Genomic DNA, 24,418 nt, shown 5'->3' with positions numbered 1-24,418 from the left:
AATATCTCCACTATTACCATTACTAGAACTTGAGTAAGAATTAATATTTCCTGTGGTAATATACTGATTAGCATTTAAAGATATCGTTCCAGCATTTGCTACTGTAGGAGTAGAAGATATGACTTCTGTAGATAGGGATTCTGTAGTGATATTACCTCCAGATGTGAGAGAAATTATCCCTCCATATCCTGCTTTCCCAAAAAAAGGACCTGAATATGCTGGAGGTTGTGATTGGCCACCACCGGAGTAATTACCATAATTATAATAGTTACTGTAATTATAATAGCCATTATTAGAGTAATTATTATTGTAATCTTGCTCTAAACGGGAATAGTAATCTTGATTATTTGTATATGAGTAAGCTGCTAAGGATTTTGTACTAATATTTCCTCTAGAATTAATAGTGATTGTACCCCCATCTTGTTCAGGAGAATCTATAGCGTTAATGTAAGTATCTATATTTCCAATAATAATATTTGCCGAATTTGATAATAAATTATGGTTAGGTTTATATTCATTAGTCAAGAAAACTGAACCCCCATAATTGATAAAATTATAAGTATTTTTAATTTCTGTATAGGTCGTATAACTATCTTCACCAGTCTGAACAGTAAATGTATAGTAATCAACCGATAAGATATCTGCACTGGTAGGATGATTATTCACTGTAGCTGTTACACCTGATGGCAAAATGGGATTATTGTCTAATATTCCTGGCATTTTTTCTGGGTCAATTCCTGCTCGTATATCTAATAGACCAACATCATTTTTACTATTAACTGTAATTATTTGATTTCCGCCTTGACCATCGGAAATATCTTGATTTATTGATTTATAATCAGGATTATTAATAGTGACATTTCCTGTGGTAACTTTTCCACTTGCTAATATATATAAAGACGAACCTGTGTAATCTTCTAACTTAATATCTCCATTGACTTTGATTACATTATTATGAGGTATGAGAAAATCTATGGTATTTTGATTTAAATCTTCTGTAGTGAAATAACCACCTACTGTATATCTGCCATTACTTAATAATCTCACTGGTGATCTAAATACAATATCTCGATTAGATGTAAAATTACTATCAGGATGATTCAAAGCGTTTATTTCAATACTTTGATTACCTTGAATTGTGATATTACCAGCAGATTCTAAAATTACAGGTTTATTAATACTATCTTCAATCTTGACTGTTTCTTGTGCTTCTAAGATTAAATCTCCTCCTGTTTTCAGGGTAGAATCTTTTACGGTTACATTTATTCCTGATAATGTTAAATCTTTTCCAGTTTGTAAATTACCTTCATTTTTAATTTCTGCTTGTTGATTTTTTAAAGCATTTGTAAATAGGGCGTTGGGTTGTATATTTAATAAATTGCTAGTCTGTGGATTTTTAGCACTAAATAATCCAGTATCTCCTAATTTAATTTCATTAGCAGTTGTAGCTGTAAATGAACCTTGAATATTTAATGTTGCACCAGTACCAAAATATATACCATTAGGATTAATTAAAAATAAATTGGCGTTGCCATTTACTCCTAATGTTCCTAATATGTTAGAAACATTACTGCCTGTGACGCGAGTGAGGATATTTTCAATATTGATAGGATTAGCAAAATTAACAGTTTTTCCTACATCAACATTAAATTCTTGGAAACTATGAAATAGGTTAATTCCTCTTGTTGCACCACTTTCTATTTGTGCTGTTGTTGAATTAATATTATTGATTTGAGAACTTTCTGCACCTAATGTGCTATCAGGTATGAGTTGAGCAAATGCTTTTTGATTTGTAAAGGTGAATATTCCTGTGAATAAAGTGACTAATCCTAAGTTATAAACAATTTGATTTTTCATGGTTGTTATCTCAGTTGTTAGTTTTGGTTAAAATCCATTTAAAAATACATACTGGAGAAACACTTTCTAGGCTGTTTTTGCTTGTTTGAATAAGGAATATTAGCATATAAACTAAAATATGCTAGATCAAACAAATCAGATTGAACTGTGTTGCATTTCACAATGCAACCGACAGGAGTTTTTCCCGAAAGAGTATGTAAATTAAATGTTTAACAGCTTATAGATAACTATTTTATGATACAACCTCTTATCTGATCACAGTAATATTACGGTTTTATGGGAAAGGATGTAAATTTCTTGTAACTAATTGTGAATTTCTACAAAAATGCGATCGCTTATTTCTGATTCTTGATGATTTAATTGTTTTAATTTATGGGTTAAATCTGCTGTTAACCGTTTCGCTTCTAACTTTAAATTGCCATTAATATAATCTGTGACCTTGATAGGTTCACCAATGTGAATATCCACATCTGTACCCCAATTTGGATAGGGTTCGCTGTACTGGATGCCAACAGGTATAACTTTCACTTCTAATCCTGGATAGCTAGATTCAGCACTAACAGCTAAACGAGCGATTCCCGGCTTGAGCGGGTGAAGTTGACCATCACGATAGATGTTACCTTCAGGATAAATAACTAGCATTTCCCCTTGTTGCATTAACTCTACTGTATGACGGAGAGTAGCGATCGCGGGACGTTCAGTATTGACAGGAAAACCCCCCATTCTCCTTACAAACCAACCTTGTAATCCCTGACATTCATTACTCGTTACCATAAATCGCATATCTCTACCTGTCACATGACGACCAGTAGCATAAGGTAAAACCAATGAATCCCAACGGGAACGATGAGTAGGAGCAAGAATTACAGGACCCCTTGTAGGGATATTTTCTCGGCCAATAATTTTAATCCGTCCAAAGAAAGATGGCAGAACAACATAACGTCCTAAAAGATACGCTAAAGGAGTTAACCAAGGAGAAACCCGTGAGGTACTCTGAGCCACCAGAGGATTTACAGGCTGATTGAGGGTTTGTGAATGGCGTTTAGTAGAAGCAGAGTATGATTTAATCATAACGGTGGCTGGTTTTTAAGGCGGATAAAAGATGACGCAAACTTGATTATGTCCACCGTAGATTTTCTTGGGTAATTTTTGTTTTCCTATCTGGACAGTTTTACCTTTGTCTGTTATTTTTGCTGACGGCGTTGCGTAGTAAACCAATTTTGTAATTGTTCTCGACAGTCTGATTCTAGAATGCCTCCTAGCACTTTCAGCCGATGATTAGACGCAGGATGATCAGGGATGTTGATAACAGTACGAATTGCGCCAGTTTTGGTATCGTCCACTCCATAGATCAATTTTCCCAACCGAGCATGAACTATAGCACCAGCGCACATCGGACATGGTTCTAGAGTGACATATAAGGTACACTGATGCAAGCGCCAACTTTGTAATTTTTGACTAGCAGCCCGAATAGCGATAATTTCCGCGTGTGCGGTAGGATCTTGATCCCGTTCTTTGCGATTTTCACCGACAGCAATCAGGTAATCATCGGTGTCCACAATCACCGCACCCACAGGAACTTCACCAGCATTACCCGCTATCTGTGCCAATTCCAGGGCGTAATTCATCCATTTTCGATATTTTAAATATTCTGGGGATTCAAGCATGAATTGTCAGTTGTCAGTTGTCAGTTGTCAGTTGTTAGTTGTCAGTTGTTAGTTGTCAGTTGTTAGTTGTCAGTTGTTAGTTGTCAGTTGTCAGTTGTCATTAGGAAATTCTTTCCCCTGCTCCCCTGCTCCCCTGCTCCCTGCTCCCTGCTCCCTGCTCCCTGCTCCCTGCTCCCTGCTCCCTGCTCCCTGCTCCCTGCTCCCTACCCCCTGCTCCCTGCCTCTTCTCTGTCACTTGTCATCTGTCAACTGAGATAACAGGGGGTCAAGTTGAGCTTTTGTATCTAACTGATACAGGTCATCACAACCGCCAATATGTTGATTATTAATGAAGATTTGGGGGACGCTGCGGCGGCCGTTGGCGCGTTCGGCCATGTTGGCTCTGGCTGTTTCGTCGCCGTCAATTTTGTATTCTGTAAAATTAACGCCTTTCCACCACAGTAGCATTTTGGCACGGATGCAGTAGGGGCAAGTTTGCCAAGTGTATATCTCAACATTAGCTTTAATGCGTTCTGGATGGCGACCTAGAAGGGAGTTGATAAAATTCGGCATATTATTCACTTATGAATTGGTGTTAGCGATATTTTTGGGCGCATTACCCTGCGCCCCTACAGATGATATATTTATCACCAATATCAAAAAATCTGGCAATTGTCTTCTACCTTTTTAGGGTTATTGTGAAAAACTGGATTGTCAATAACTCAGAGCTAAAGCCACTGAGCTTGTAAAGAACAAACTTTACGTGTTTGACTAGCCCATTGAGACTAATCCTGATACGCACTTCCGAATGCTTCCCTAGTATGGCTTACGCCACGCTACGCTATCGGATTATCTGCAAGACTGTTTGTTCAGTCGTTGGGTTAAGCCAAGACATTTTGGATTAGTTGGGCGAGGGGACTTAAACAGGTTTGCTAGTTCCTGGGATTATATCCATTCAAAAACTAGCATTCTCATGACCACAGCGGTTAAAACCGTGGTCAGTGAGCCTGTCGAACTGCTCGTGTCGCTTCCCTCTCAGGGCTAAAGCCGCTGAGTTTCCTACTTACCGCGAGGTCTTATGAAATTTAATAAATTCTCTGTAATTTTATCTGGTATTGCAATTATTCCCTTAATTTTTGCTCTGAGTGCTTGTAGTGATGAACCACAGAACAACGTCAATAGTCCTCAAGGACAAGTTACTCGCGTTCTCTGGAGTCGCATTAAAAGCCGTGGCCAGCTTGTTTGTGGGATTAGTGGTGAACTACCAGGATTTAGTTTTGTAGGGACTGACGGCAAATATAGTGGCATTGATGTTGATATTTGTCGAGCGATCGCCGCCGCAGTATTTGATAATGCAGATGCTGTAGAATATCGCACTCTCAATGCGAAAGAACGGTTTACAGCTTTGCAAACTGGAGAGGTAGATGTTCTCAGTCGTAATACTAGCTGGACTTTTAGCCGCGCTACTGCCCAAGGTTTAGATTTTGCACCTGTGGTATTTTATGATGGTCAAGCTGTCATGGTTCGCAAAAATAGCAATATTAAATCTGTAAAAGACCTGAAAGACAAAGCTATTTGTGTGCAAACTGGAACTACTACTGAACAGAATTTAGCAGACCAAATGCGAAAACAGGGTATTACTTATAAACCCGTTGTTTTTGAAGATGTGAATGTTACTTTTGCTACTTATACAGAAGGGCGTTGTGATGCTATAACCACAGACCGTTCGGCGTTGGTTTCCCGACGCACAACCCTAGCTAAACCTGAAGATAACGTTATTTTAGATGATGTTCTTTCTTCCGAACCTCTTGCGCCAGCAGTTGCTAAAGGTGATACTCAGTGGAGTGATATAGTTACGTGGACTATTTACTCTTTGATAAAAGCGGAAGAATTGGGGATTAATTCGCAAAATTTAGCCGAGTTTGCAAATAGTCAAGATCCCGATATTAAACGTTTTTTAGGAACAGAAGGAAACCTGGGGGAAGGAATTGGTTTAACAAATGATTTCGCTGCCAGAATAATTAAACAAGTTGGTAATTATGGCGAAATTTATGATCGCAATTTGGGAACAAAGACAAATATAAATCTCCCCCGTGGACAAAATCAACTAGGAACAAAAGGAGGATTACTTTATTCTCCACCCTTTAGGTAAATAATTGACAATTGACAACTAAAAACTGACTAATTACCAATTATTAATGACTAATTCTAAACCTCCTTTATGGCGTGATCATCGGTTTTGGCAAAGTGCTATCCAGGTACTTGTTTTATTTTTAGCAGTATTTATAGTTCTAATATTGTGGGGAAATGTCAGACGAAACTTACAGCAATTAGGAATTCAATTCGGTTTTAATTTTCTCAAGAGACAAGCATCTTTTGATATTGGTGAAACCTTAATTAACTATAAACCAACGGATGCTTATAATTACGCTTTATTAGTGGGATTAATTAATTCTCTCAGGATAGCAGTAATGGGAATTTTTCTTACCACAATTGTGGGGATTACTGCGGGCATTGCGCGATTATCAGATAATTGGTTAGTCAGAAAAATTAGTCTAGTTTATATAGAGATTTTTCGGAATACACCATTATTATTACAATTGCTATTTTGGTACTTTGCGGTTTTCTTGAGTTTTCCCAAAGCAGATAATAAAAGTTCCTTTTTAGGTTTGGTTAATTTTAGCCAAAATGGAATTGAATTTCCTTGGTTTACCTTATCTCCAGAGTTTTCCAGTTTATTATTAGGGTTGACTTTTTACACAGGTGCGTTTATTGCGGAAATTGTGCGCGGGGGAATTCAATCAGTACCAAAAGGACAAGCAGAAGCAGCTAAATCACTGGGGTTAAAACCAAGTTTAGCAATGCGATTGGTGATTTTTCCCCAAGCCTTGCGGGTGATTATTCCCCCATTAACCAGTCAATATCTTAATTTAACAAAAAATTCCAGTTTAGCGATCGCTATCGGTTATCCTGATATTTATTTTGTTGCTTCTACGACTTTTAACCAAACGGGAAAAGCAGTGGAAGTGATGCTGTTAATTATGATTACTTATCTCACTTTGAGTTTAATGATTTCCCTGACTATGAATTTATTTAATCGTTCTGTGCAGATTAAAGAAAGATAATTTTGACCGCAGATAAACGCAGATAAACGCAGATGAATAATGATTAAACTTACTTGGTTCAGAAACAATCTCTTTAATAATTGGTACAATAGTTTACTAACTGTTGTTTGTTTTATATTTCTATTTTGGCTAGTTCAAGGATTTGCAACGTGGTTAATTATTAAAGCACAATGGCAAGTAATCCAAGTTAATTTACATTTATTTTTAGTAGGAAGATTTCCCCAAAGTTTATATTGGCGGATTTGGGTTATTTTGGGAATATCTACAACTTTAACCGCACTGACTGGGGGTGCATTTACCACAAAAGCAATATTCGTAAAACGCAACTTTTTGATTTCTGCTTTTATCGTTTGGATTTTATTGGTTGTTTTACCCATAGCCTTAGCAAGCCGTTTATACCTATTATTAATAATAGGTTTGACAGTTGCAGGTTTGATAATTGGTCAAAAATTTACTAAAATTATCACACCTTGGCTTTCTCTAATTTGGTTATTATCTTTTCCCATAATTATTTGGTTACTTGGTGGTGGTTTAGGATTACAACCAGTATCTACAAATTTATGGAATGGGTTATTACTTACCCTATTAATGGCAATAATTAGTATTGTCCTTTCCTTCCCCATAGGAGTTTTACTCGCATTAGGAAGAACAAGTAATTTACCTGTAGTGCGTTGGTTTTCTATTCTCTATATTGAAATTCTCAGAGGATTACCATTAATTGGTATTTTGTTTTTAGCCCAAGTCATGTTACCCTTATTCTTACCAGCAAACTTACGTTTAGATAGATTAATCAGAGGAATTGCCGGACTAATATTATTTAGTGCAGCATACATGGCTGAAAACGTGCGTGGGGGACTACAAGCAATTCCCAAAGGACAAATAGAAGCAGCAAAAGCACTAGGATTAAATACACCTTTAGTATTAATATTAGTCATCTTACCCCAAGCCTTACGCGCAGTCATTCCTGCAATTGTTGGTCAATTTATTGGCTTATTTAAAGATACTTCACTTTTATCATTAGTAGGATTAGTAGAATTAACAGGAATGGCACGTTCTATATTAGCACAACCTCAATTCTTAGGAAGATATGCAGAAGTATATTTATTCATCGGTTTGATTTATGGACTATTTTGTTATTCAATGTCCTTAGCTGCTAAAAAATTAGAAAAAAAATTAATATCGTAGGTTGGGTTGACGGAAGGAAACCCAACATTTATCAAATGTTAAACTACACAAAAGGAATAACTGTCAGAATCAGGATATCCAGGATTAAAGGATGAACAGGATGAATAACAATGATTTTATCACCAATTACCCGTAGGTTGGGTTGACACAAGGAAACCCAACATTTATCAAAATTTAAACTACACAAAAGGAATAACTGTCAGAATCAGGATAGCCAGGATTAAAGGATGAACAGGATGAATAACAATGATTTTATCACCAATTACCCGTAGGTTGGGTTGACGCAAGGAAAACTAAAATTTCTCAAAATTTAAACTACACAAAAGGAATATATGACAGAATCAAAACCGATAATTATCGCTGAAAACGTTCACAAATGGTATAGTAAATTTCACGTTCTCCAAGGAGTCAGTTTAAATGTAGAACGAGGAGAAGTCGTTGTTTTAATGGGACCATCCGGTTCAGGAAAATCAACCTTCATTCGCACATTTAACGCCTTAGAAGAATATCAACAAGGGAATATTACCATTGATGGAATTACCCTCAGTCATGATTTACGCAACATTGAAACAATCCGTAGAGAAGTGGGAATGGTATTTCAGCAATTTAACTTATTTCCCCATTTAACAGTTTTAGAAAATATCACCTTAGCACCAATATATGTCCGCAAAACATCCAAAGTTAAAGCCGAAGAATTAGCAATGCAATTATTAGAAAGAGTGGGAATTTTAGCACAAGCGCAAAAATATCCAGGACAATTATCCGGTGGACAACAACAACGAGTAGCCATAGCGCGTGCATTAGCAATGCAACCAAAAATCATGTTATTTGATGAACCCACATCAGCATTAGATCCCGAAATGGTAAGAGAAGTTTTAGACGTAATGCGAAATCTTGCTAATGACGGAATGACAATGGTAGTTGTTACCCACGAAGTCGGATTTGCGCGAGAAGTTGCTGATAGAGTAGTGCTAATGGATAGTGGTTTATTAGTTGAATCCTCCACCCCCGACACATTTTTTACTAATCCCAAAGAAGAGAGAACCAGGAAATTTTTATCACAAATCCTGTAATTAAAAAATACAAAAACACAAAATCAATCTCTCCTATCTTCTTCTTTTCTTCCTTCGTGTTCTTCGTCCCTTCGTGGTTCATTCAATCCATATTCCCCAAATTCGTCCCCTCGTGGTTCATTCAATCCATATTCCCCAAACAAGTTGACCAAATGATTAATTCACCTTGTTCACCACCAGCGGCTAATAACTGTCCTTGAGGATGCCAAGATAGAGTAGAAAAACCTGCCGAAGTCTCAGTAAAAATCTGTGATACTTCTTGATTTTCATCCCATAAACATAGCCAACCATCAGCACCAGCAGAAGCGAGAATATCACTTTGGGGTGCAAAAGCGATCGCATTAATAATATCCACATGATTGCTTAATACTTGCGCTTCCCAACCCACAGATTCATCTGGGGACTTTTCCCATAAAACTATTCCTTCCACGCTGGAAGCAGCCAAAATTGGCGCACCTGTGGGGGTTTTTAAGTCTGACCAAGCTAATTGACGAATTTTCCCTGGAAAGCCACGCATGACCCAAGGATCAGGATTTTCCCATTCTACAACGGTGAGAGTCCGATCCATATTCCCAGACGCTAAATATTTACCATCAGAGGACCATGCGATCGCTATACTAACAGTAGGCATGGCAAGTATAAATGGTTCATCGTCCCAATCTTGACTAGACCAAATTTTCACCCCTTTATATCCATTAATAGCCAAATATTGGCCATCTTTACGCCAATCAATTCCCAAAATAGAAGAATCATTAAAATTCAGGGTAGCAATAACTTCTGATGTGTCTGCATCCCAAATCTGCACATAACGTCCTAAACTAAAAGCTAGTTGATTATCAGTAGGACTCCATGCTAATTGATCAACCCAAACAGGCGCATTTTCTAAAGTGCTAATTAATTGATCTCCGCACCAAATTTTTACTTTCCCATCTTGTCCAGCAATGGCTAAATATTTACCATCATGGGAAAAAGCCAGACAATTTATTGCTTTATCTGTAGCAGTTTGTAAGCTTGTTAATTCGCCGTTTTCCCATAAAACAACTTCTCCAGCAGCAGAACTAGCTGCTAATTTTTTCCCTTGAGAAGACCAAGCTAAAGCAGTAACATAATCTGCAAGTTTTGTTGAATAATGCTTTGTAAATTCGGGGGATGTTCTGGTTTTTAAGTTCATAATTTTGCTATTTTATTTCTAGATTTCCATATCCCCGACTTCTTAAATAAGTCGAGGATCTAATTAGTTTATTTAATTCATACAAGCAGAAAAATCTCGTTTTAATTTGGCTTCATCTAAATTTCGACCAATAAAAACAAGTTCATTTTTGCGAGATTCATTTACTTTCCAAGGTCTATCTGCTTTACCATCAAAGATCATGTGTACACCTTGGAAAACAAAGCGATTGTCTTCGTTGTCAATATTTAAAATCCCTTTCATTCTGAAGATATCTGTACCTTGGGTACTGAGTAATTCTGACATCCAGGCATTTAATTTTTCACCATTTACTGAACCATCTGCTACTATAGCAACAGAATAAACACTTTCATCATGAACATGAGCATCTTCTCCTAAGAAATTGGGATCAATTTCTAAAGCATGATCTAAATCAAATGCTTTCACTCCTAATAAAGATGACATTGCTAATTCGGAATTATGAGTGCGGTGAATTTTTGCCATTGCATTCATTGAACGAATGCGGGTTTCTAACTCATCTAAAACTTCAGGTGTTACCAAATCAGTTTTATTCAATAAAATCACATCAGCAAAAGCAATTTGTTCTTGGGCTTCGTCAGCTTCCCAATGTTGCCAAATATGTTTAGCATCTACAACTGTCACCACTGCATCTAATGACAATTGACTTTGTAAATCCTCATCAACAAAAAACGTTTGAATTACAGGTGCAGGATCGGCTAATCCGGTGGTTTCAATCACTAAATGATCAAACTTATCTCGACGTTTCATTAAGTTGCCAATGATGCGAATTAAATCACCACGAACTGTACAACAAATACAGCCATTGTTCATTTCAAAAATTTCTTCATCGGCATCAATTACTAATTGATTATCAATTCCTACTTCTCCAAATTCGTTGACAATAACGGCAACTTTTTTACCGTGTTCGTAGGTAAGAATGTGATTTAACAGGGTAGTTTTACCTGCGCCTAAATAGCCAGTGAGAACAGTTACTGGTACTGGATTGAATGTTTCTGATAGTTCCAGCGTGGTGTTAGTCATAGTTATGATAATGTCAAAACGAATTTGATAATCTTACAAAAAAAGGGAACAGGGAACAGGGAATAGGGAACAGATAAGAAACACTCATTTGGACCAGTTTAAAGCTCAGTCAAAAAAAGGATGTTTTTCAAAGATGACGAGCAGCGAAAAAAACAGTGCCATTATTTCCATCTCATTTTTTTAAACATGAGTTTTTTCTGTTCCCTGTTCCCTCTGAATTATCATAACAGTTTTTATCCAGAGCATATTATATTGAACAACTAACTAAATCTTCGACAGCAGTGGCTTGATTTGGTAATGCGGCTGTTAAAACTTCCCTTCCTGATTCTGTAACTAATACATCATCCTCAATCCGAATTCCCCGCACATCTGCAAATTGTTCTAATCGTTCCCAATTGACTAAATATTGATATTGTGACCGAGTTTTAGGATCATTTAAAATGGCGGGAACTTGATAAAATCCTGGTTCAATTGTTACTAACATTCCTGCACGTAAAGGACGATTTAATCGTAAATAACTTAAACCAAAACGGCTACTTCTACTTCTTCCTTGATCATAACCAGCGATATCTCCTAAATCTTCCATATCATGAACATCTAAACCTAAAAGATGCCCAATTCCGTGAGGAAAAAATAAGGCATGAAGATCCATTTTTACTAAATCTTCTGGTTTACCTTGCAAAATTCCTAAATTTACTAAACCTTCTGCAATGACAGTTGCTGCTAACAGATGAATTTCTGCATATTCCACACCAGGGGCGATGTTTTGAATACAAGCATCATGGGCGGCTAAAACAATATCATAAATATCTCTTTGGGTAGATGAAAATTTACCAGAAACAGGCCAAGTCCGGGTAATATCAGCAGCCCAACCTGTCTGGGTTTCTGCACCCACGTCAGCTAAAAGTAAATCTCCTGGTTTGAGAGAGTGGTAATAATGATTATTGTGTAAAACTTCGCCATGTACTGTCACAATACTGGTATAAGCAGTGGTCATATTCTGAGCCATGATGACTGCTTCCATTGCGGCACGGACTTCGGCTTCGAGTTTAGCTGGAGGAGTTGCAGCCATTCCTGCTTTATGTGCGGCGACACTCACTGCTGCGGCTTTGCGTAATTCCACTAGTGCGGTTTCGTCGTGGGTGAGACGGAGAGAAGCGATCGCTTGAGCTAATTCTAAATCAATTCCTGCCAGTTGATTTTTCGGTAAAACCCATCTATCTAAAAGTTGTGTTTGTTGTGTCCAAGTAGTCGCATCTTGGACGGGAAGAGTCGCCACATTTTCTAAGTAATTTGCTAATTCTGCCATTGGTCTGGCTTCATCTGCACCGATTGTGGCGGCTATTTCTTCACGGTTCGGGGTTTCACCATGCCAGAGGGCGTTACTGGGGTGGGGGTCATCTATAAATAGTTGTAGTTTGCCACTTTCTAGGCGAATGGCGGCGTTTTCAAGAGGAATGCCGGCAAAATAAAGGAAATGGCTATTGGCGCGGTAGGGGAAGGTATTGGCGGGGAAGTTACGGGGACTGCTACCACCTGACCAGAGGACCACGGGGAAGTCAATGATTTCTGCTAGTTTTTGGCGACGGTGACGGAGGGTTTCAGGAAGGGTAGACATGGGAATTTAGTTTTGGGGTGATGTCCCGACACCAAGCAGCGGTTTTGCTATGGTGTCAGTTGTCAGTGGTCAGTTGTCAGTTGTCAGGAGGAATAATTAGGAGGAGGAAAGGTTTTCAGTTTGTTAAGTCAGCCCCAATTAAAAGACGCGATGTTGTAAGGATGGCATTTGGCGACGGACTTGTTCTAATCTGGTGGGTTTGATTTCGGCGATCGCTACTCCCGGTTTTTCGCCAGCATCTGCTAAAATTACACCCCAAGGATCAATAATCATGGCGTGTCCATGGGTTTGACGGCGGTCATAATTAGTACCAGTTTGGGCGGGGGCGATGACGTAACAGGTATTTTCTATCGCCCTAGATTGTAGTAATACTTGCCAGTGGTCTTTACCAGTAAAAGCGGTAAAAGCGGCGGGAACAAATAATATATCTGCACCCTGATTTGATAAATGTCGGTACAGTTCCGGAAAGCGGACATCATAGCAAATAGAAAGGCCAATTTTACCCAAGTCAGAGGAAGCATAAACAGAAGGTAACTCCTGTCCAGCCATGACGGTACTTGATTCTCGATAGGTATTACCATCAGGGACATTGACATCAAACAGGTGTACTTTTTGGTAACGGGCAAGTTCTTGACCGTTGGGATCTATGAGTAATGCTGTATTATAAACTTTACCATTACTATCTCCTGGGATAGGGAAGCCGCCGCCGAGAATAGTCACTTGAAAGCGTTGTGCCATTTTGTAGAGAAATGTTTCCGTTGCTATTGCGATCGCATCCCCTTGAGCTAGTTTATCTTTTTCCTCGCCCATAAAGGAAAAATTTTCTGGTAAACCCACTAATTCCGCACCCCGACGCACGGCCAAATCAATTAATTCTTCTGCTTGTGCCAAATTTTTCTGCAAATCAGGCACACTGGTCATTTGAATAGCGGCGGCTAAATAAGACTTCATAAATTCAAGAACAAACGGTAGATTGAAATAATTCAGATATTTAAATATATCGTCATATCATCTCAGTTTGAACTTCTATCTTTAGCTGCAATCAGATTCTGACAAAAATCGTTTTTTTAAAGCTACTGGGACATTTTTCGCTAGTTCTAAACCTTCCGCATTTTGCCAATTAGTTTTTGCATCCCAACGGATATCACCACAGGTATCATTACTGAATATAGCACCCATAAAATTCGCACCATCAAAGTTTGCACCTCGCAAGTCAGCACCCCCCAGATTAGCACGACTCAAATCCACATCTTTGAGATTTGCACCAGAGAGGTTAGCACGGCTGAGATTTGCACCACTTAGATAAGTTTCGCCTAAATTGGCAGATGTAAAATCTACCTCTCTTAAATCTGCACCAATGAAATAAGCACTGTGAAGATTAGCATAGCTGAAATTTGCCCCACCCAGACTAGCACGGCTGAGGTCTGCTTCTGTCAGGTCTGCATAGCTAAGATTTATATGTAACAAACTTGCACCCCGAAGATGAGCGCCACTGAGAAATTGACCAACTAAACTCCGGAAATTTTCACCCTTTAAGCAACTACTGTAATAAATAATGTTTTGTAGTTGGTAAGTGAAATTATTTCCTTCTGGTTGACCAGATGGATAAAAAATTATATGTTCTTTAAGTACCTCATGTTCTTGGGCATAACGCTGTATAGCTAAAAGTAAAACCATCACATTTAACCCAGCATAAATATCTACTTGACGCTGACCTAATTGGTAAATACCAGCATTTTGCAATTCTCGCAGCTTAATTTGCGGTAAAGTTTCTTCAGCAGTATCAATAAATTTACCTTGACACCAACTAGCGTAAAAATTCTCTAACCGTCTATATAGTCGTATCCAGTTAAAGTTGGGAATACCAATAATTAATCCCATTAAATATTCAACTATCTCTTTGGTGAGAATTCCATAACCTAGCAAGTCATAAATTTGCCAATTCATTTGGGAGTCGCTGGTAATTATTTCCTTTTGTGTCCAATCAATTAGGCTTAATTTCAAACGTTCAGTAAATAGAAATTCACCAAAACTGCGGTGAAAAAATTTTATCCCTTGATCTGATTCATGGAGGGAATCAAGATGAGAATATACCAAAGGCGTTTTGATCATGCCGTTGTTAATTATCTCCAAAGTTTTGGTATCATCTTGACAGCGAGATTTGAGCATAGGAATAGAAGCAAATTCTCTACCTGACTGCACTACAGCAACAGCAGCTTCTGTCAAAAAATGTTTTACATCATCACCTGATTTACGAATTAACCAATTTATAGCTTCTTGATAAATTAAAGCTGTCACAGTTCGAGAATCATCTGCTCTTAAATTATCAATTATGAGTTGATCATCTCGATACATTCCCGCCAAGAAGTAGAGTAATATTGGTTGATGAATTAATTCTTGAACAATTGCGGGACATTTTTGATTTGATAAAAAATGCTGTAAATCTGTATTTTTATCATGATTAGTTGGTAACGATTGCCATTTTTCTAACCATTTTTCCTGTTGTTGTTGATCTAAAGGCAGAATTTCCACCAGTTCTAAATTTGTGGGTAAATTAGGAATAATTTCTAAAGGAATATTATTACCAGTAATTAATACCCTATGTCCCATTTTCTGGTCATTTTTGCATTGTTGTTGAAATTCGGCAACTTGTTTAATAAATGTTTCTAAATTCTGATTATTTCTAGCAGCAATTGATAATTCATCCCAGCCATCAAAAATAAAAAGAAATCGCGTATTTTTATTTCTCAACCAGTTATCATCACTACTATTAAAACGTAAATCAATATTGGCAATTAATGTTGCTTCTAGATGAGATGATAAAGTTTTGATATCTTGAAGATTAATTAAAATTGGTGTCCATAAAGGATGCAAATGTTGTCTAATCCAATCTGCGAAGATTTTACAGAAAATACTTTTACCACTACCTCTTTTTCCTTGGATAAGCATAACTTTTTCCAAGTTGTTTTCAGTGAGGATATTTTTCTTTACCCATGCTTCTAAATCCCCTATTTCACCATTGGCATATTTAACTTTCAGGGGAATATAAATATCTTTAAATGAACAACTTTTGTCAAAAACTGGAGCTAATACTTGAGTGGCAATTTCATTGTTGAGATATTCATGAATGTGTTGAATATTCTGTTGTTCTTGTTGCCATTCTTCTCGACAATTAGGGATAAATACTTGGATATCATCACCCAAATCTATCAAGGTTTGAATAAGATATTGATGAGTATTTCTGGCAATTCTTTTTACTAATAATTTAGCTGGATATTGGCTGAGATGAGGTGATATTAACCTGGTCAATAATAATTGATTAAATGCAGTTGCTAATGGAGATTCATGAAAACATTCAATTATTTGAATAGCCGTTTCTTCATCTAATTCAATATTATTAATATTTTCGAGAATTTTTCCTAATTCTGGATTTTCATCTGGGTTATCATAGTGCAAAGATGGATATAAAGATAAAATATCGCGGATACTTTCTAAATAAGCAGCTTGACTAATAATAGATATGTAGTCTTCTAAAGTAGGTGCTTGTTGAGAAGTATCACGATAAGCTTTGAGTAAAGCCATTCCCAGAGATAAAAATGATAATTCTCTATTTATCACCAGGGTTAATGGTGAACATAGCACATCTAATAAAGAAGATGAATCTTGTAGTAACAGTTTCCAAACTTCTAAATTAGCACCTTGTTCTTGAATGGTTATTGCTGCTTCTAAGACTGCTTTACCAGTTTCAGGAGTGGGATTTATACTTTCTGTTACTAAGAAAGATTGGCGAAATTTATACCAAGTATGTGTTAGGCATTTTTTCATTTTTTGCCACAGCCAGAATTACTTAACAATGTTTCTAGAGTAACAGTGATAAATTATGAATATGGCAATATAGATAATCTTTGCAAGAAAAATTTACACCATAAACAAAGATTGACAGTAAAATTACGGTGTTAACTAGTGGGATTACGGTTAATCCAAATTCCCCTCATACCTGCTGCTTTAGCGCCTTGATAGTCATCTGTGATGCTGTCGCCAATATGCCATGCGTCTTCGGGGGAACACTGGTGTTTATTTAAAGCAAGTTTAAAAATTTCTGGATCTGGTTTAGCGGCACGGGCTTGGGTAGAAATGGTAATAGAGTTAAAATATTCTTTGAGTCCTAAACCTTGTAATACTAAATATAGGCGGGAATCAAAGTTAGATAATACTCCTAGTTCTACTCCTAAGCGTCGCCAATTCATTAAAGCTAAAGTGACATCAGGATAAACATACCAAGGTTCAGGAGTCCCAAAGTGAATATAAAGTTCGCTAAAAAATGCGGAAAAGTCGGAAAAGTCTTTAAGAACACCTGCACCTTCAAAAGTATTCAAAGCAATAATTCGCCACCAATCATATTCGCGTTGGGGAATATCTCTAATATCTGCATCAAGAAATATAGGCGGTGGTGCTGCTTTAAAGCTGTTCACAAAGTTTTTATCTAATTCTTGGGCGGAAACTTCTACCCCAAAATCCTGGGCGATTTGGCGATAAATTTTACCAACACTACCTTTAACACCAAATAATGTACCTACAGCATCTACAAAAATAACTTTGGGTTTTTTCATAAAAATTGATACTTCAGTCTTCAGTAGTAAATATAGCAATCATATCTGAACTTGCAAGTTTTAATATCCCCGGCGATTAAAAGTAGGGGCGAAGCATTCGGGCGATTAATTATCGGTTTTTTCCCATGTAGGGGCGAAGCATTCGGGCGATTAATTATCGGTTTTTTCCCAAGTTTATTTTCCGAATGCTTCGCCCTTACACCGAATGCTGATGCTTCCAGCCCCCGTTAGGGATACGCCCTTACACCAAATGCTTCGCCCCTACAATTTACCGAGAAATGGCTTCTATTATAGGGCTAACCAACCAGTTAAAACCAACTTTCAATTGATGATTTAAAGTGGGTAAACGATACAGATAAGCCAACCGACGGGCTAAGTATGCAAAAGAACCGTCTAATTGCACACCTAACCCAGTGAGAGTGGCGTTATCTATTCCCAAAGCCATCATTTCTCCTAATGGTTGATAGCGGAAAGGAAGTAAGGGACGATTGGTGATAGAAGCCCAGATATTCCACGCGGTATAATCAGCTTGTTGAAAGGCGACTTGGGCGGTGGCGGGGACTTGTTTTCCTTCTGCGTCGAGACAGTCGGCTAAATCTCCTAAAGCAAAGATTTCGGGATGTTCTACGGCTTGTAATTCCGGTGTGGTGGTGATTTGTCCCCGCTGATTTTGCTTCAGTGGTAAGGTTTTCACTACTGGAGAAACTTTTGTTCCTACGGTCCAAATAACCAAATCTACGGGAATGGTATCTACTTGATTTTTATACTCTAGAGAGATGCTATCTTGGTCAACTGATACTACTTTAGTTTCTAAGTCAATAAATACGCCTTTGCTATCTAAGGCTTTTTTGGCGGCTTCACGATTAAATTCTGGGGAGGTTCGCAAAATTTGATCACTAAGTTCAATGAGGCGGAAACGTCCTTTTGCGCCGATTCTATCTGCTAGTTTACAAGCTAATTCTACGCCACTGTAACCCGCACCAACGATCGCCACACGGATTTTTTCTGGATTTGCTGATTCGAGAACTCGCAGCCGTTCTTCTAATTGATAAGCATCAGTAATAGTACGAAATGGGTAAGCATGGGTAGCAGCACCGGGAACTAAGTCTAGAGGCGTTTCACCACCTAAGGCTAATACTAAGCGGTCATAAGTCAGTTCTGATTGATCTGCTAATTGGATTGTTTGCTTGTTAATATCTATGTCAGAAACAGCAGCTTGGTGAAACCGGATATCTGTTCCTTGGAGTAGTTCTGAGTAAGGTGGGGCGATTTCCCAGGTTTGGAGTTCTCTGGTGAGGAGTTCATAAAGGAGGGGGGAAAAGACAAAGCGATCGCTCTGATCGACTAAGATAATCTCAGGTTTGGGTGTAGATTCCCACGGTAATTGGCTTAAACGCAGGGCGGTGTAAAGTCCACCAAAGCCACCACCTAGTATACAAATTTTTGTAGTTGGTTGAGTCATGGTTTTTATAGAAAGCTAAATCCCAGCAGTTAATTTATTCTTAGTCTAACGAATTATTACGTTTTATTGCCATTAACCAGCAATCCTGATATTTACCTTCATGTAAGTCATGACATAGTAAAAGCTTGATTTTCACAAAACCACATTTCTCATAGCAGCGGATAGCGCGGAGATTATTGACGTTGGGATTAATGACAATTTTAGCAGCTTGTAGTTGATTAAAAATATAGTCTATGGCAGTTAAAAGCACTTTTGTACCAATTCCCTGATTCCAATATTCAGTTTCTCCAATAAATAAGTCAATTCCATAGACATTATCTGTATTTTCTAAACAATACATTTGTCTAAGATCCTCTGGTAATTTGTTTAAATTATAATATTGTAAATAGCCAATTTCTAGATTTTTATCAACAAATATACAAGGAGTAATTGCTTCTTTCCCAACTATTCTGGGTTGATAGGTTTCTATAACTTTTTCTAAATCATAAGGATAATCTCTCCCACCATAAAATTGCAATACTTTTTCATCGCTACGCCATTTTTCCATTAACTGATAATCATGGATATGATCTTGCATGGGACGAATAGCGATCGCATTTTTGATAATTAACATTGATTAATTGAAATTGTGTGAAATTAAATTGTTTTTAATGACAAACTACATCGTTCCTAGTACAAATTCTCCTTCATTTACAGAATCATTTATAGATATATCATAAACTAAACCTGTGGTTTCTGCATAAACATGAATGATAGTTGGTAATTCACCTGTTTTATTAAAAGTCAAAACTTTATATAGCAAGTCTCCCTGATTTACTAAAGTCCCTAATCTAGGTTTAGATAAAATCATTCCTCCTACGGGTGTCCAGTATTCCTTTACTTGACTTAGTGAACGAAAACTGGTTTGATGAGATATAGTTTCTGCTTGAGGAAAATCCTGTATTTCTAAAATACCTTTTTTAGCTAAATAGTTTTTAATTCCGCGCACTCCTTTAGTTATTGAATCTGGATTCATTTGCATTCCTGAACCTAATTCTAAAGTCCATGCTTCTATATCAAATCTAACTTTTTCTCCTGTCAATTTTAAAAAAGCTGCCTCTAAAGCTAACCAAGGTTTGATAAATGCTTCATCAAAAGCATCACCATCATATTCATCAAATAAAATGCCATAATTGAGGAGAAAAAAATTAGCACTATCTTCTCGATTTTGGAAATAATAAAGGTATTCTATTCCTTGTCCAGTATGACTATGTAAATCAATGATATAATCTGCATCTAAATACAAAGATTGTAACTTATAGCGATATTTATCAGTTAGCCTGACACTACTACGGGAATTGATTTGATCTAAAAGACTATCAAAACTATGTTTAATTTTTCTAGAAAAGTTATCCTGGATAGTATCTATATCTAAACCAATTTGAGAACGGGCAAATTCTTCTATATCATGATGTTTTTTCTCATAATCCCAAAAAATTCTATTCCAATTTTTGCCGTCATAAATATTGAATCTACCTGTAGAAAAGCTATGATTTCGTTGATTAATCGCTAAAGGATTACAAACAGGAACGAGCCAGATTTCTCCTACTATTTGAGTAGTTTTTAATGTTCTAAAAAAATCAATCAATTGGTAAATGACAGCATTACCAACAATTTCTGCACCATGCAAATTAGATTGTATATATACTTTTTTCCCAGATTTAGCACCAACAAATTTATATACCTGGAGAGAGAGGAACTCACCAGAAGCAAGTTGAAAAAGGGGAATAGTGGAAATAATGGGAATCATAAAGAAGGAGTTAAAAATTAGAAAAAATCGCCAACATTACTTAATTCTATTTAATGTAGGACTTACGCAATAACTCTCCAAAACTCTTATTTCTCTGTGTCCTCTGCGTCCTCTGCGGTATGCGCTTCGCGCACGCTTTGCGAACGTTTTTTCATGATTTTGCGTAAGTCCTGTAATGATTACAAAATTATTATTCCTGAAAAAGCGGTCTATATAACAATAACTTGTCCAAATCGAAAAAGTCTTGATTTGTAGGTTGGGTTGTTCGCGTTAGCGTTGCGGAGCAATCGGTACAAAACCCAACAAATGCGTCGGGTTTCACTTCGTTCTACCCAACCTACAAAAAATGGACAAGGTATTGAAATTAAGATTGATTTTTTAGCCAATTAATTACCACCAGACGTTACAGCTTTATGATGTGTAGCAGGATCTTCTGGCTTTCTGTGCCAGTTACCTTCTCCGTCTGGTTCATATTCATTGTGAACACTATTCCAAGCTACTTCCAGGGCATCTTTCTCATTCATTCCATCACGTTCAACAGCATTAAAAGCAGCTACAAAAATCTGTTGAGCGTGTTCTGGTAGTCGTGCTTGGATATCTTGAGGCAATTCCTCTATTGTACTATAAGGCATAAACAAACTCCGATTATCTAAGTTATATTTATGTTAAAAAAATTGTTCTCTAATTTCATCTTTCTATAAGTAGATAATCATATTCCCATACTTTTGATAGATCAACTAATTGGCAATTTTGGATTTATTTGAGCCACAATAGGTTTCACGGGAAATATGTACTGTTACCATGTTATACTAGATTCCCATTTTTCTATCATCCTCATACTAATACCTGGAACTTTTTCTATGTCTTGTAAAGATGTAAATTTTTGTTGCTGTCGGGCGAAAATTATCCTTTCAGCTAACTTTTTACCGACACCAGGAAGAGTTTCTAATTCTGCTTGAGTAGCAGTATTGAGATTAATTTTAGTAATAATTGGATTTACAAAAGATGATGGTTGTTGAATTTGGGAACATTGTTTAACTTCTGCATCAATTCTTGCTTGAATATGGGCTGGTAAACCTGGTTTGATTTTACCATAAAGTCGGTCAAATTCTCTTTGAAAATGGTTGGCAACTGTAGAGTTTTCGATGATTATTAATGTTTCATCGTTGCCATGATTTGCTGCTTCTGACCAATTATGTGAACCTGTAATTACAGTTTGGTTATCTATAACTGAGAACTTATGATGTAACAAATCTCCTTTAGCTAAAATTGGCACTCCAACTGTAGAAATAGGATTTTGCCAAGGACGGTTATCAACTTCATATTTACAGTTATCACTTAAAGCAAATCCCATCATATCTAAAGCTTCACTATAGGGACGATAAGCAAATTGAGGTTCAATTAAAGCCCGAATTTGGACATTTTGATAATGACGTGATTCAAGAATATTAGCAAGTTGTTGATCTGAAAATACAAATAATGCTAAATCAACCGTTTTTGTACTTGCAGATAAAGTTTTAGCAATTAAACCATTACTGCTCATACTCCAAGGTTGAGTTGCAGAAATCGGGGAAAAATGAACTGTAATTTTAGTGTTATCTGAGATAATAGTTTGCGGTTTTCGGACAGTTTTTTTCAGTCCAAACTTACTATCTGGTTTCCCCCCTACACCGTCACCCCACATAATATCAAACTCTTCCGTTAATAAAGTTGCTAATTCAGAGTTATCAATTTTTAATAAATTATTAGCATTACCTAAACTGCTAGGATTTGTAAAATCTCCAGAAGTATCACTTAAAGTAAAATTAGCAGAAGTAATAATCACAAACCGATTATCAACAACGACAAATTTATGGTGCATTAAACTGCTACCCTTTGAACCATCAGCAGTATCATCTATCCAAGGAATTTTAGCATTTTGAATAATTGCTAAAGCATCCCTTTGACTAATTTCCTCCGGTGTAATTTGATTATCTTGATTAATATCAACAAATTTCCGAAACTCATTATATCGTTCTTGTTCTCTTTTCTCCAACTTAGCTATTTCTGCGGAAGTAAAACTACTCCAAGGACGAGAATAATTATTTTCTAAAATTAACCTTACCTTGATTCCGGCTTTTTGCTTTTCTGCTAATATCTGAGCAATTTTTGGTAAACGCAACTCTTGTACAGCTATATCAACAGTAGATTTAGCTTCAGCAATAGTATCAACAATCTGCCTTTCCAAATCATCCCCTAACCGGGTTTGCTGACGATAAGTTTCTGGATATTCCGACGATTCCGAATGATTGAAGTAAACTTGAATAAAAGGATCTTGTGGTAAAGGTGCTAAACGCTGATTTGATGATTTGACTTGTTGACACCCAGTAAAAGTAAATAGTAATAAAAAGATATAGAGAAAATAGCGGATTCGTGGGAAAATAAACACAGTAATCTGATAAAAATAAATTACAAGGATTTTAATGTATTTATATCACACCTTGAATTAACTTCTTTCTTCCTTTGCGCCTTTGCGCCTTTGCGTGAAACTCTTATTTATTAATTTTTATGCAAATATATCTAGATTACAGTGCAACTACTCCAACTCGTCCAGAAGCGATCGCAATTATCCAAAAAATCTTAACACAACAGTGGGGTAATCCTTCCAGTTTACATGAATGGGGCAACCGCGCCGCCTTAGTTGTCGAAACAGCCAGAATGCAAGTTGCAGGTTTAATTAACGCTGTTCCCGAATCTATTATTTTCACTTCCGGGGGAACAGAAGCAGACAACTTAGCGATAATGGGAGTAGTGCGATCTTATACCGTCCCCCAACATATTATTATTTCCAGTGTAGAACATTCAGCTATTTCTGAACCGGCGAAAATGTTAGAAAATTGGGGTTGGGAAATTACCCGTTTGGGTGTAAATCATCAAGGAAGAGTCAACCCTGAAGAATTAAAAGCAGCTTTGCGACATAACACAGTTTTGGTATCTGTGATTTATGGACAAAGTGAAATCGGCACAGTTCAACCAATTGCCGAGTTAGGGAAAATTACTCAAATCCATGGTGCTTTATTTCACACAGATGCAGTGCAAGTTGCTGGACGCTTACCCATAGACGTACAGACTTTACCTATAGATTTATTGAGTTTATCTAGTCATAAATTATATGGTGGTTTGGGTGCAGGGGCGTTATATGTGCGTCCTGGAGTAGAATTAAAGCCGCTGCTAGGTGGTGGTGGACAGGAGTCCGGACTGCGCTCAGGGACACAAGCAACACCCGCTATTGCTGGATTTGGAGTAGCTGCGGAGTTAGCAGCACAGGAATTAGAGACAGAAAGGATCAGATTAATCGGATTACGCGATCGCCTCTTTGCAATTTTAGCAGATGTTCCCGGTTTAATGCCCACAGGCGACAGAATTCACCGTTTACCCCATCATCTCAGTTTTTATTTAGAAGCTGCGGACGGAGAAAAAATCAGCGGTAAAACATTAGTCCGTCAGTTAAATTTAGCCGGAATTGGGATTAGTGCCGGTGCTGCTTGCAATAGTGGAAAATTAACCCCCAGTCCGATTTTATTAGCAATGGGATATTCTGAAAAAGCCGCTTTAGGAGGAATTAGATTAACTTTAGGAAAGGAGACAACAGCAGCAGATATTGATTGGACAGCAATGGTTTTAAAACAGGTTTTACAGCGGTTAACAAATGTAGAATTAGTAATGGATTAAAAAATCAAACTCTTACTCTCTGTGACTCTGCGCCTCTGCGTGATAAACTCATAAATCAGTAATGCCAGTTAAAAAATCAAACTAGTTGCTAAATTTTCGTTAAACTTAATAA

The 24,418-nt window shown here is 37.2% G+C and carries 20 protein-coding genes; 5 read left to right on the top strand and 15 right to left on the bottom strand.

What is annotated here, in order from left to right:
• The 4 genes from FJR04_RS20135 to grxC all read right to left on the bottom strand — a co-directional run.
• Window positions 1–1,857, bottom strand: a 1,857-nt coding sequence (locus FJR04_RS20135) for a filamentous hemagglutinin N-terminal domain-containing protein (RefSeq protein ID WP_168498089.1), incomplete at its 3' end; no start/stop codon positions are given.
• A gap of 303 nt (window positions 1,858–2,160) precedes the next feature.
• Window positions 2,161–2,928 (bottom strand): 1-acyl-sn-glycerol-3-phosphate acyltransferase, encoded by a 768-nt coding sequence (locus tag FJR04_RS20130; protein WP_168498087.1) that lies wholly within the window; start codon window positions 2,926–2,928, stop codon window positions 2,161–2,163.
• A gap of 113 nt (window positions 2,929–3,041) precedes the next feature.
• Window positions 3,042–3,485: a tRNA adenosine(34) deaminase TadA gene (gene tadA, locus FJR04_RS20125; RefSeq protein ID WP_217359448.1), complete on the bottom strand. Its 444-nt coding sequence runs from the start codon at window positions 3,483–3,485 to the stop codon at window positions 3,042–3,044.
• A 270-nt stretch (window positions 3,486–3,755) separates the two neighbouring features.
• Complete coding sequence (gene grxC, locus FJR04_RS20120) at window positions 3,756–4,076, bottom strand: glutaredoxin 3 (RefSeq protein WP_168498083.1); 321 nt, start codon at window positions 4,074–4,076, stop codon at window positions 3,756–3,758.
• A gap of 505 nt (window positions 4,077–4,581) precedes the next feature.
• On the opposite strand from grxC, the gene FJR04_RS20115 reads away from it, so the two are divergent.
• The 4 genes from FJR04_RS20115 to FJR04_RS20100 all read left to right on the top strand — a co-directional run bounded on the left by FJR04_RS20115 (window position 4,582) and on the right by FJR04_RS20100 (window position 8,886).
• Window positions 4,582–5,655, top strand: coding sequence for an amino acid ABC transporter substrate-binding protein (locus tag FJR04_RS20115; protein WP_168498081.1), 1,074 nt, complete (start codon window positions 4,582–4,584; stop codon window positions 5,653–5,655).
• A gap of 46 nt (window positions 5,656–5,701) precedes the next feature.
• Window positions 5,702–6,628, top strand: coding sequence for an amino acid ABC transporter permease (locus FJR04_RS20110; protein WP_168498079.1), 927 nt, complete (start codon window positions 5,702–5,704; stop codon window positions 6,626–6,628).
• A gap of 39 nt (window positions 6,629–6,667) precedes the next feature.
• Entirely contained in the window at window positions 6,668–7,813 is a 1,146-nt protein-coding gene (locus FJR04_RS20105) for an amino acid ABC transporter permease (RefSeq protein ID WP_168498076.1), read from the top strand.
• 332 nt (window positions 7,814–8,145) lie between these two features.
• Window positions 8,146–8,886: an amino acid ABC transporter ATP-binding protein gene (locus FJR04_RS20100; RefSeq protein WP_168498074.1), complete on the top strand. Its 741-nt coding sequence runs from the start codon at window positions 8,146–8,148 to the stop codon at window positions 8,884–8,886.
• A 121-nt stretch (window positions 8,887–9,007) separates the two neighbouring features.
• Here the strand turns inward: FJR04_RS20100 and FJR04_RS20095 are convergent, their stop codons facing one another.
• The 11 genes from FJR04_RS20095 to FJR04_RS20045 all read right to left on the bottom strand — a co-directional run bounded on the left by FJR04_RS20095 (window position 9,008) and on the right by FJR04_RS20045 (window position 23,023).
• Window positions 9,008–10,057 (bottom strand): WD40 repeat domain-containing protein, encoded by a 1,050-nt coding sequence (locus tag FJR04_RS20095; RefSeq protein WP_168498072.1) that lies wholly within the window; start codon window positions 10,055–10,057, stop codon window positions 9,008–9,010.
• A gap of 72 nt (window positions 10,058–10,129) precedes the next feature.
• The gene (locus tag FJR04_RS20090; protein WP_168498070.1) at window positions 10,130–11,116 is read right to left on the bottom strand and encodes a GTP-binding protein; all 987 of its coding nucleotides are present in this window, start codon (window positions 11,114–11,116) and stop codon (window positions 10,130–10,132) included.
• 247 nt (window positions 11,117–11,363) lie between these two features.
• Window positions 11,364–12,734, bottom strand: coding sequence for an aminopeptidase P family protein (locus FJR04_RS20085; protein WP_168498068.1), 1,371 nt, complete (start codon window positions 12,732–12,734; stop codon window positions 11,364–11,366).
• 138 nt (window positions 12,735–12,872) lie between these two features.
• Window positions 12,873–13,685, bottom strand: coding sequence for a carbon-nitrogen hydrolase family protein (locus tag FJR04_RS20080; protein WP_168498066.1), 813 nt, complete (start codon window positions 13,683–13,685; stop codon window positions 12,873–12,875).
• A gap of 81 nt (window positions 13,686–13,766) precedes the next feature.
• Entirely contained in the window at window positions 13,767–16,559 is a 2,793-nt protein-coding gene (locus FJR04_RS20075; RefSeq protein ID WP_168498064.1) for a pentapeptide repeat-containing protein, read from the bottom strand.
• A 131-nt stretch (window positions 16,560–16,690) separates the two neighbouring features.
• Window positions 16,691–17,344 (bottom strand): HAD family hydrolase, encoded by a 654-nt coding sequence (locus tag FJR04_RS20070; protein WP_168498062.1) that lies wholly within the window; start codon window positions 17,342–17,344, stop codon window positions 16,691–16,693.
• A gap of 268 nt (window positions 17,345–17,612) precedes the next feature.
• Window positions 17,613–18,806, bottom strand: a complete 1,194-nt coding sequence (locus tag FJR04_RS20065) for an NAD(P)/FAD-dependent oxidoreductase (RefSeq protein WP_168498060.1) — start codon at window positions 18,804–18,806, stop codon at window positions 17,613–17,615.
• Window positions 18,807–18,846: 40 nt separating this feature from the next.
• Window positions 18,847–19,419 (bottom strand): GNAT family N-acetyltransferase, encoded by a 573-nt coding sequence (locus tag FJR04_RS20060; RefSeq protein ID WP_168498058.1) that lies wholly within the window; start codon window positions 19,417–19,419, stop codon window positions 18,847–18,849.
• Between the two features lie 45 nt (window positions 19,420–19,464).
• The gene (locus tag FJR04_RS20055) at window positions 19,465–20,595 is read right to left on the bottom strand and encodes a succinylglutamate desuccinylase/aspartoacylase family protein (protein WP_168498056.1); all 1,131 of its coding nucleotides are present in this window, start codon (window positions 20,593–20,595) and stop codon (window positions 19,465–19,467) included.
• Window positions 20,596–20,981: 386 nt separating this feature from the next.
• On the bottom strand, window positions 20,982–21,227 hold the full coding sequence (locus FJR04_RS20050; RefSeq protein WP_168498054.1) for a ChaB family protein: 246 nt from the start codon (window positions 21,225–21,227) through the stop codon (window positions 20,982–20,984).
• Between the two features lie 164 nt (window positions 21,228–21,391).
• On the bottom strand, window positions 21,392–23,023 hold the full coding sequence (locus FJR04_RS20045) for a DUF655 domain-containing protein (protein ID WP_168498052.1): 1,632 nt from the start codon (window positions 23,021–23,023) through the stop codon (window positions 21,392–21,394).
• 119 nt (window positions 23,024–23,142) lie between these two features.
• On the opposite strand from FJR04_RS20045, the gene FJR04_RS20040 reads away from it, so the two are divergent.
• A complete protein-coding gene (locus FJR04_RS20040; RefSeq protein ID WP_168498050.1) occupies window positions 23,143–24,306 on the top strand; it encodes a cysteine desulfurase family protein in 1,164 nt (387 codons plus the stop codon).
• Window positions 24,307–24,418 lie beyond the last annotated feature (112 nt).

It is taken from the genome of Anabaena sp. UHCC 0204 (assembly GCF_009711975.1).
GTDB lineage: Bacteria > Cyanobacteriota > Cyanobacteriia > Cyanobacteriales > Nostocaceae > Dolichospermum.
The sequence above is the reverse complement of the archived record's forward strand: the minus strand, read 5'-3'. Positions and strand labels throughout refer to the sequence as shown.

What these genes read in the sequence shown, in the direction of transcription:
- FJR04_RS20075 (WP_168498064.1), bottom strand. Translation starts at nt 16,559, where the DNA reads ATGAAAAAATGCCTAACACATACTTGGTATAAATTTCGCCAATCTTTC.
- FJR04_RS20090 (WP_168498070.1), bottom strand. Translation starts at nt 11,116, where the DNA reads ATGACTAACACCACGCTGGAACTATCAGAAACATTCAATCCAGTACCA.
- FJR04_RS20080 (WP_168498066.1), bottom strand. Translation starts at nt 13,685, where the DNA reads ATGAAGTCTTATTTAGCCGCCGCTATTCAAATGACCAGTGTGCCTGAT.
- tadA (WP_217359448.1), bottom strand. Translation starts at nt 3,485, where the DNA reads ATGAATTACGCCCTGGAATTGGCACAGATAGCGGGTAATGCTGGTGAA.
- FJR04_RS20050 (WP_168498054.1), bottom strand. Translation starts at nt 21,227, where the DNA reads ATGCCTTATAGTACAATAGAGGAATTGCCTCAAGATATCCAAGCACGA.
- FJR04_RS20040 (WP_168498050.1), top strand. Translation starts at nt 23,143, where the DNA reads ATGCAAATATATCTAGATTACAGTGCAACTACTCCAACTCGTCCAGAA.
- FJR04_RS20105 (WP_168498076.1), top strand. Translation starts at nt 6,668, where the DNA reads ATGATTAAACTTACTTGGTTCAGAAACAATCTCTTTAATAATTGGTAC.
- FJR04_RS20070 (WP_168498062.1), bottom strand. Translation starts at nt 17,344, where the DNA reads ATGAAAAAACCCAAAGTTATTTTTGTAGATGCTGTAGGTACATTATTT.
- FJR04_RS20095 (WP_168498072.1), bottom strand. Translation starts at nt 10,057, where the DNA reads ATGAACTTAAAAACCAGAACATCCCCCGAATTTACAAAGCATTATTCA.
- FJR04_RS20100 (WP_168498074.1), top strand. Translation starts at nt 8,146, where the DNA reads ATGACAGAATCAAAACCGATAATTATCGCTGAAAACGTTCACAAATGG.
- FJR04_RS20060 (WP_168498058.1), bottom strand. Translation starts at nt 19,419, where the DNA reads ATGTTAATTATCAAAAATGCGATCGCTATTCGTCCCATGCAAGATCAT.
- FJR04_RS20115 (WP_168498081.1), top strand. Translation starts at nt 4,582, where the DNA reads ATGAAATTTAATAAATTCTCTGTAATTTTATCTGGTATTGCAATTATT.
- FJR04_RS20110 (WP_168498079.1), top strand. Translation starts at nt 5,702, where the DNA reads ATGACTAATTCTAAACCTCCTTTATGGCGTGATCATCGGTTTTGGCAA.
- FJR04_RS20055 (WP_168498056.1), bottom strand. Translation starts at nt 20,595, where the DNA reads ATGATTCCCATTATTTCCACTATTCCCCTTTTTCAACTTGCTTCTGGT.
- FJR04_RS20065 (WP_168498060.1), bottom strand. Translation starts at nt 18,806, where the DNA reads ATGACTCAACCAACTACAAAAATTTGTATACTAGGTGGTGGCTTTGGT.
- FJR04_RS20085 (WP_168498068.1), bottom strand. Translation starts at nt 12,734, where the DNA reads ATGTCTACCCTTCCTGAAACCCTCCGTCACCGTCGCCAAAAACTAGCA.
- grxC (WP_168498083.1), bottom strand. Translation starts at nt 4,076, where the DNA reads ATGCCGAATTTTATCAACTCCCTTCTAGGTCGCCATCCAGAACGCATT.
- FJR04_RS20130 (WP_168498087.1), bottom strand. Translation starts at nt 2,928, where the DNA reads ATGATTAAATCATACTCTGCTTCTACTAAACGCCATTCACAAACCCTC.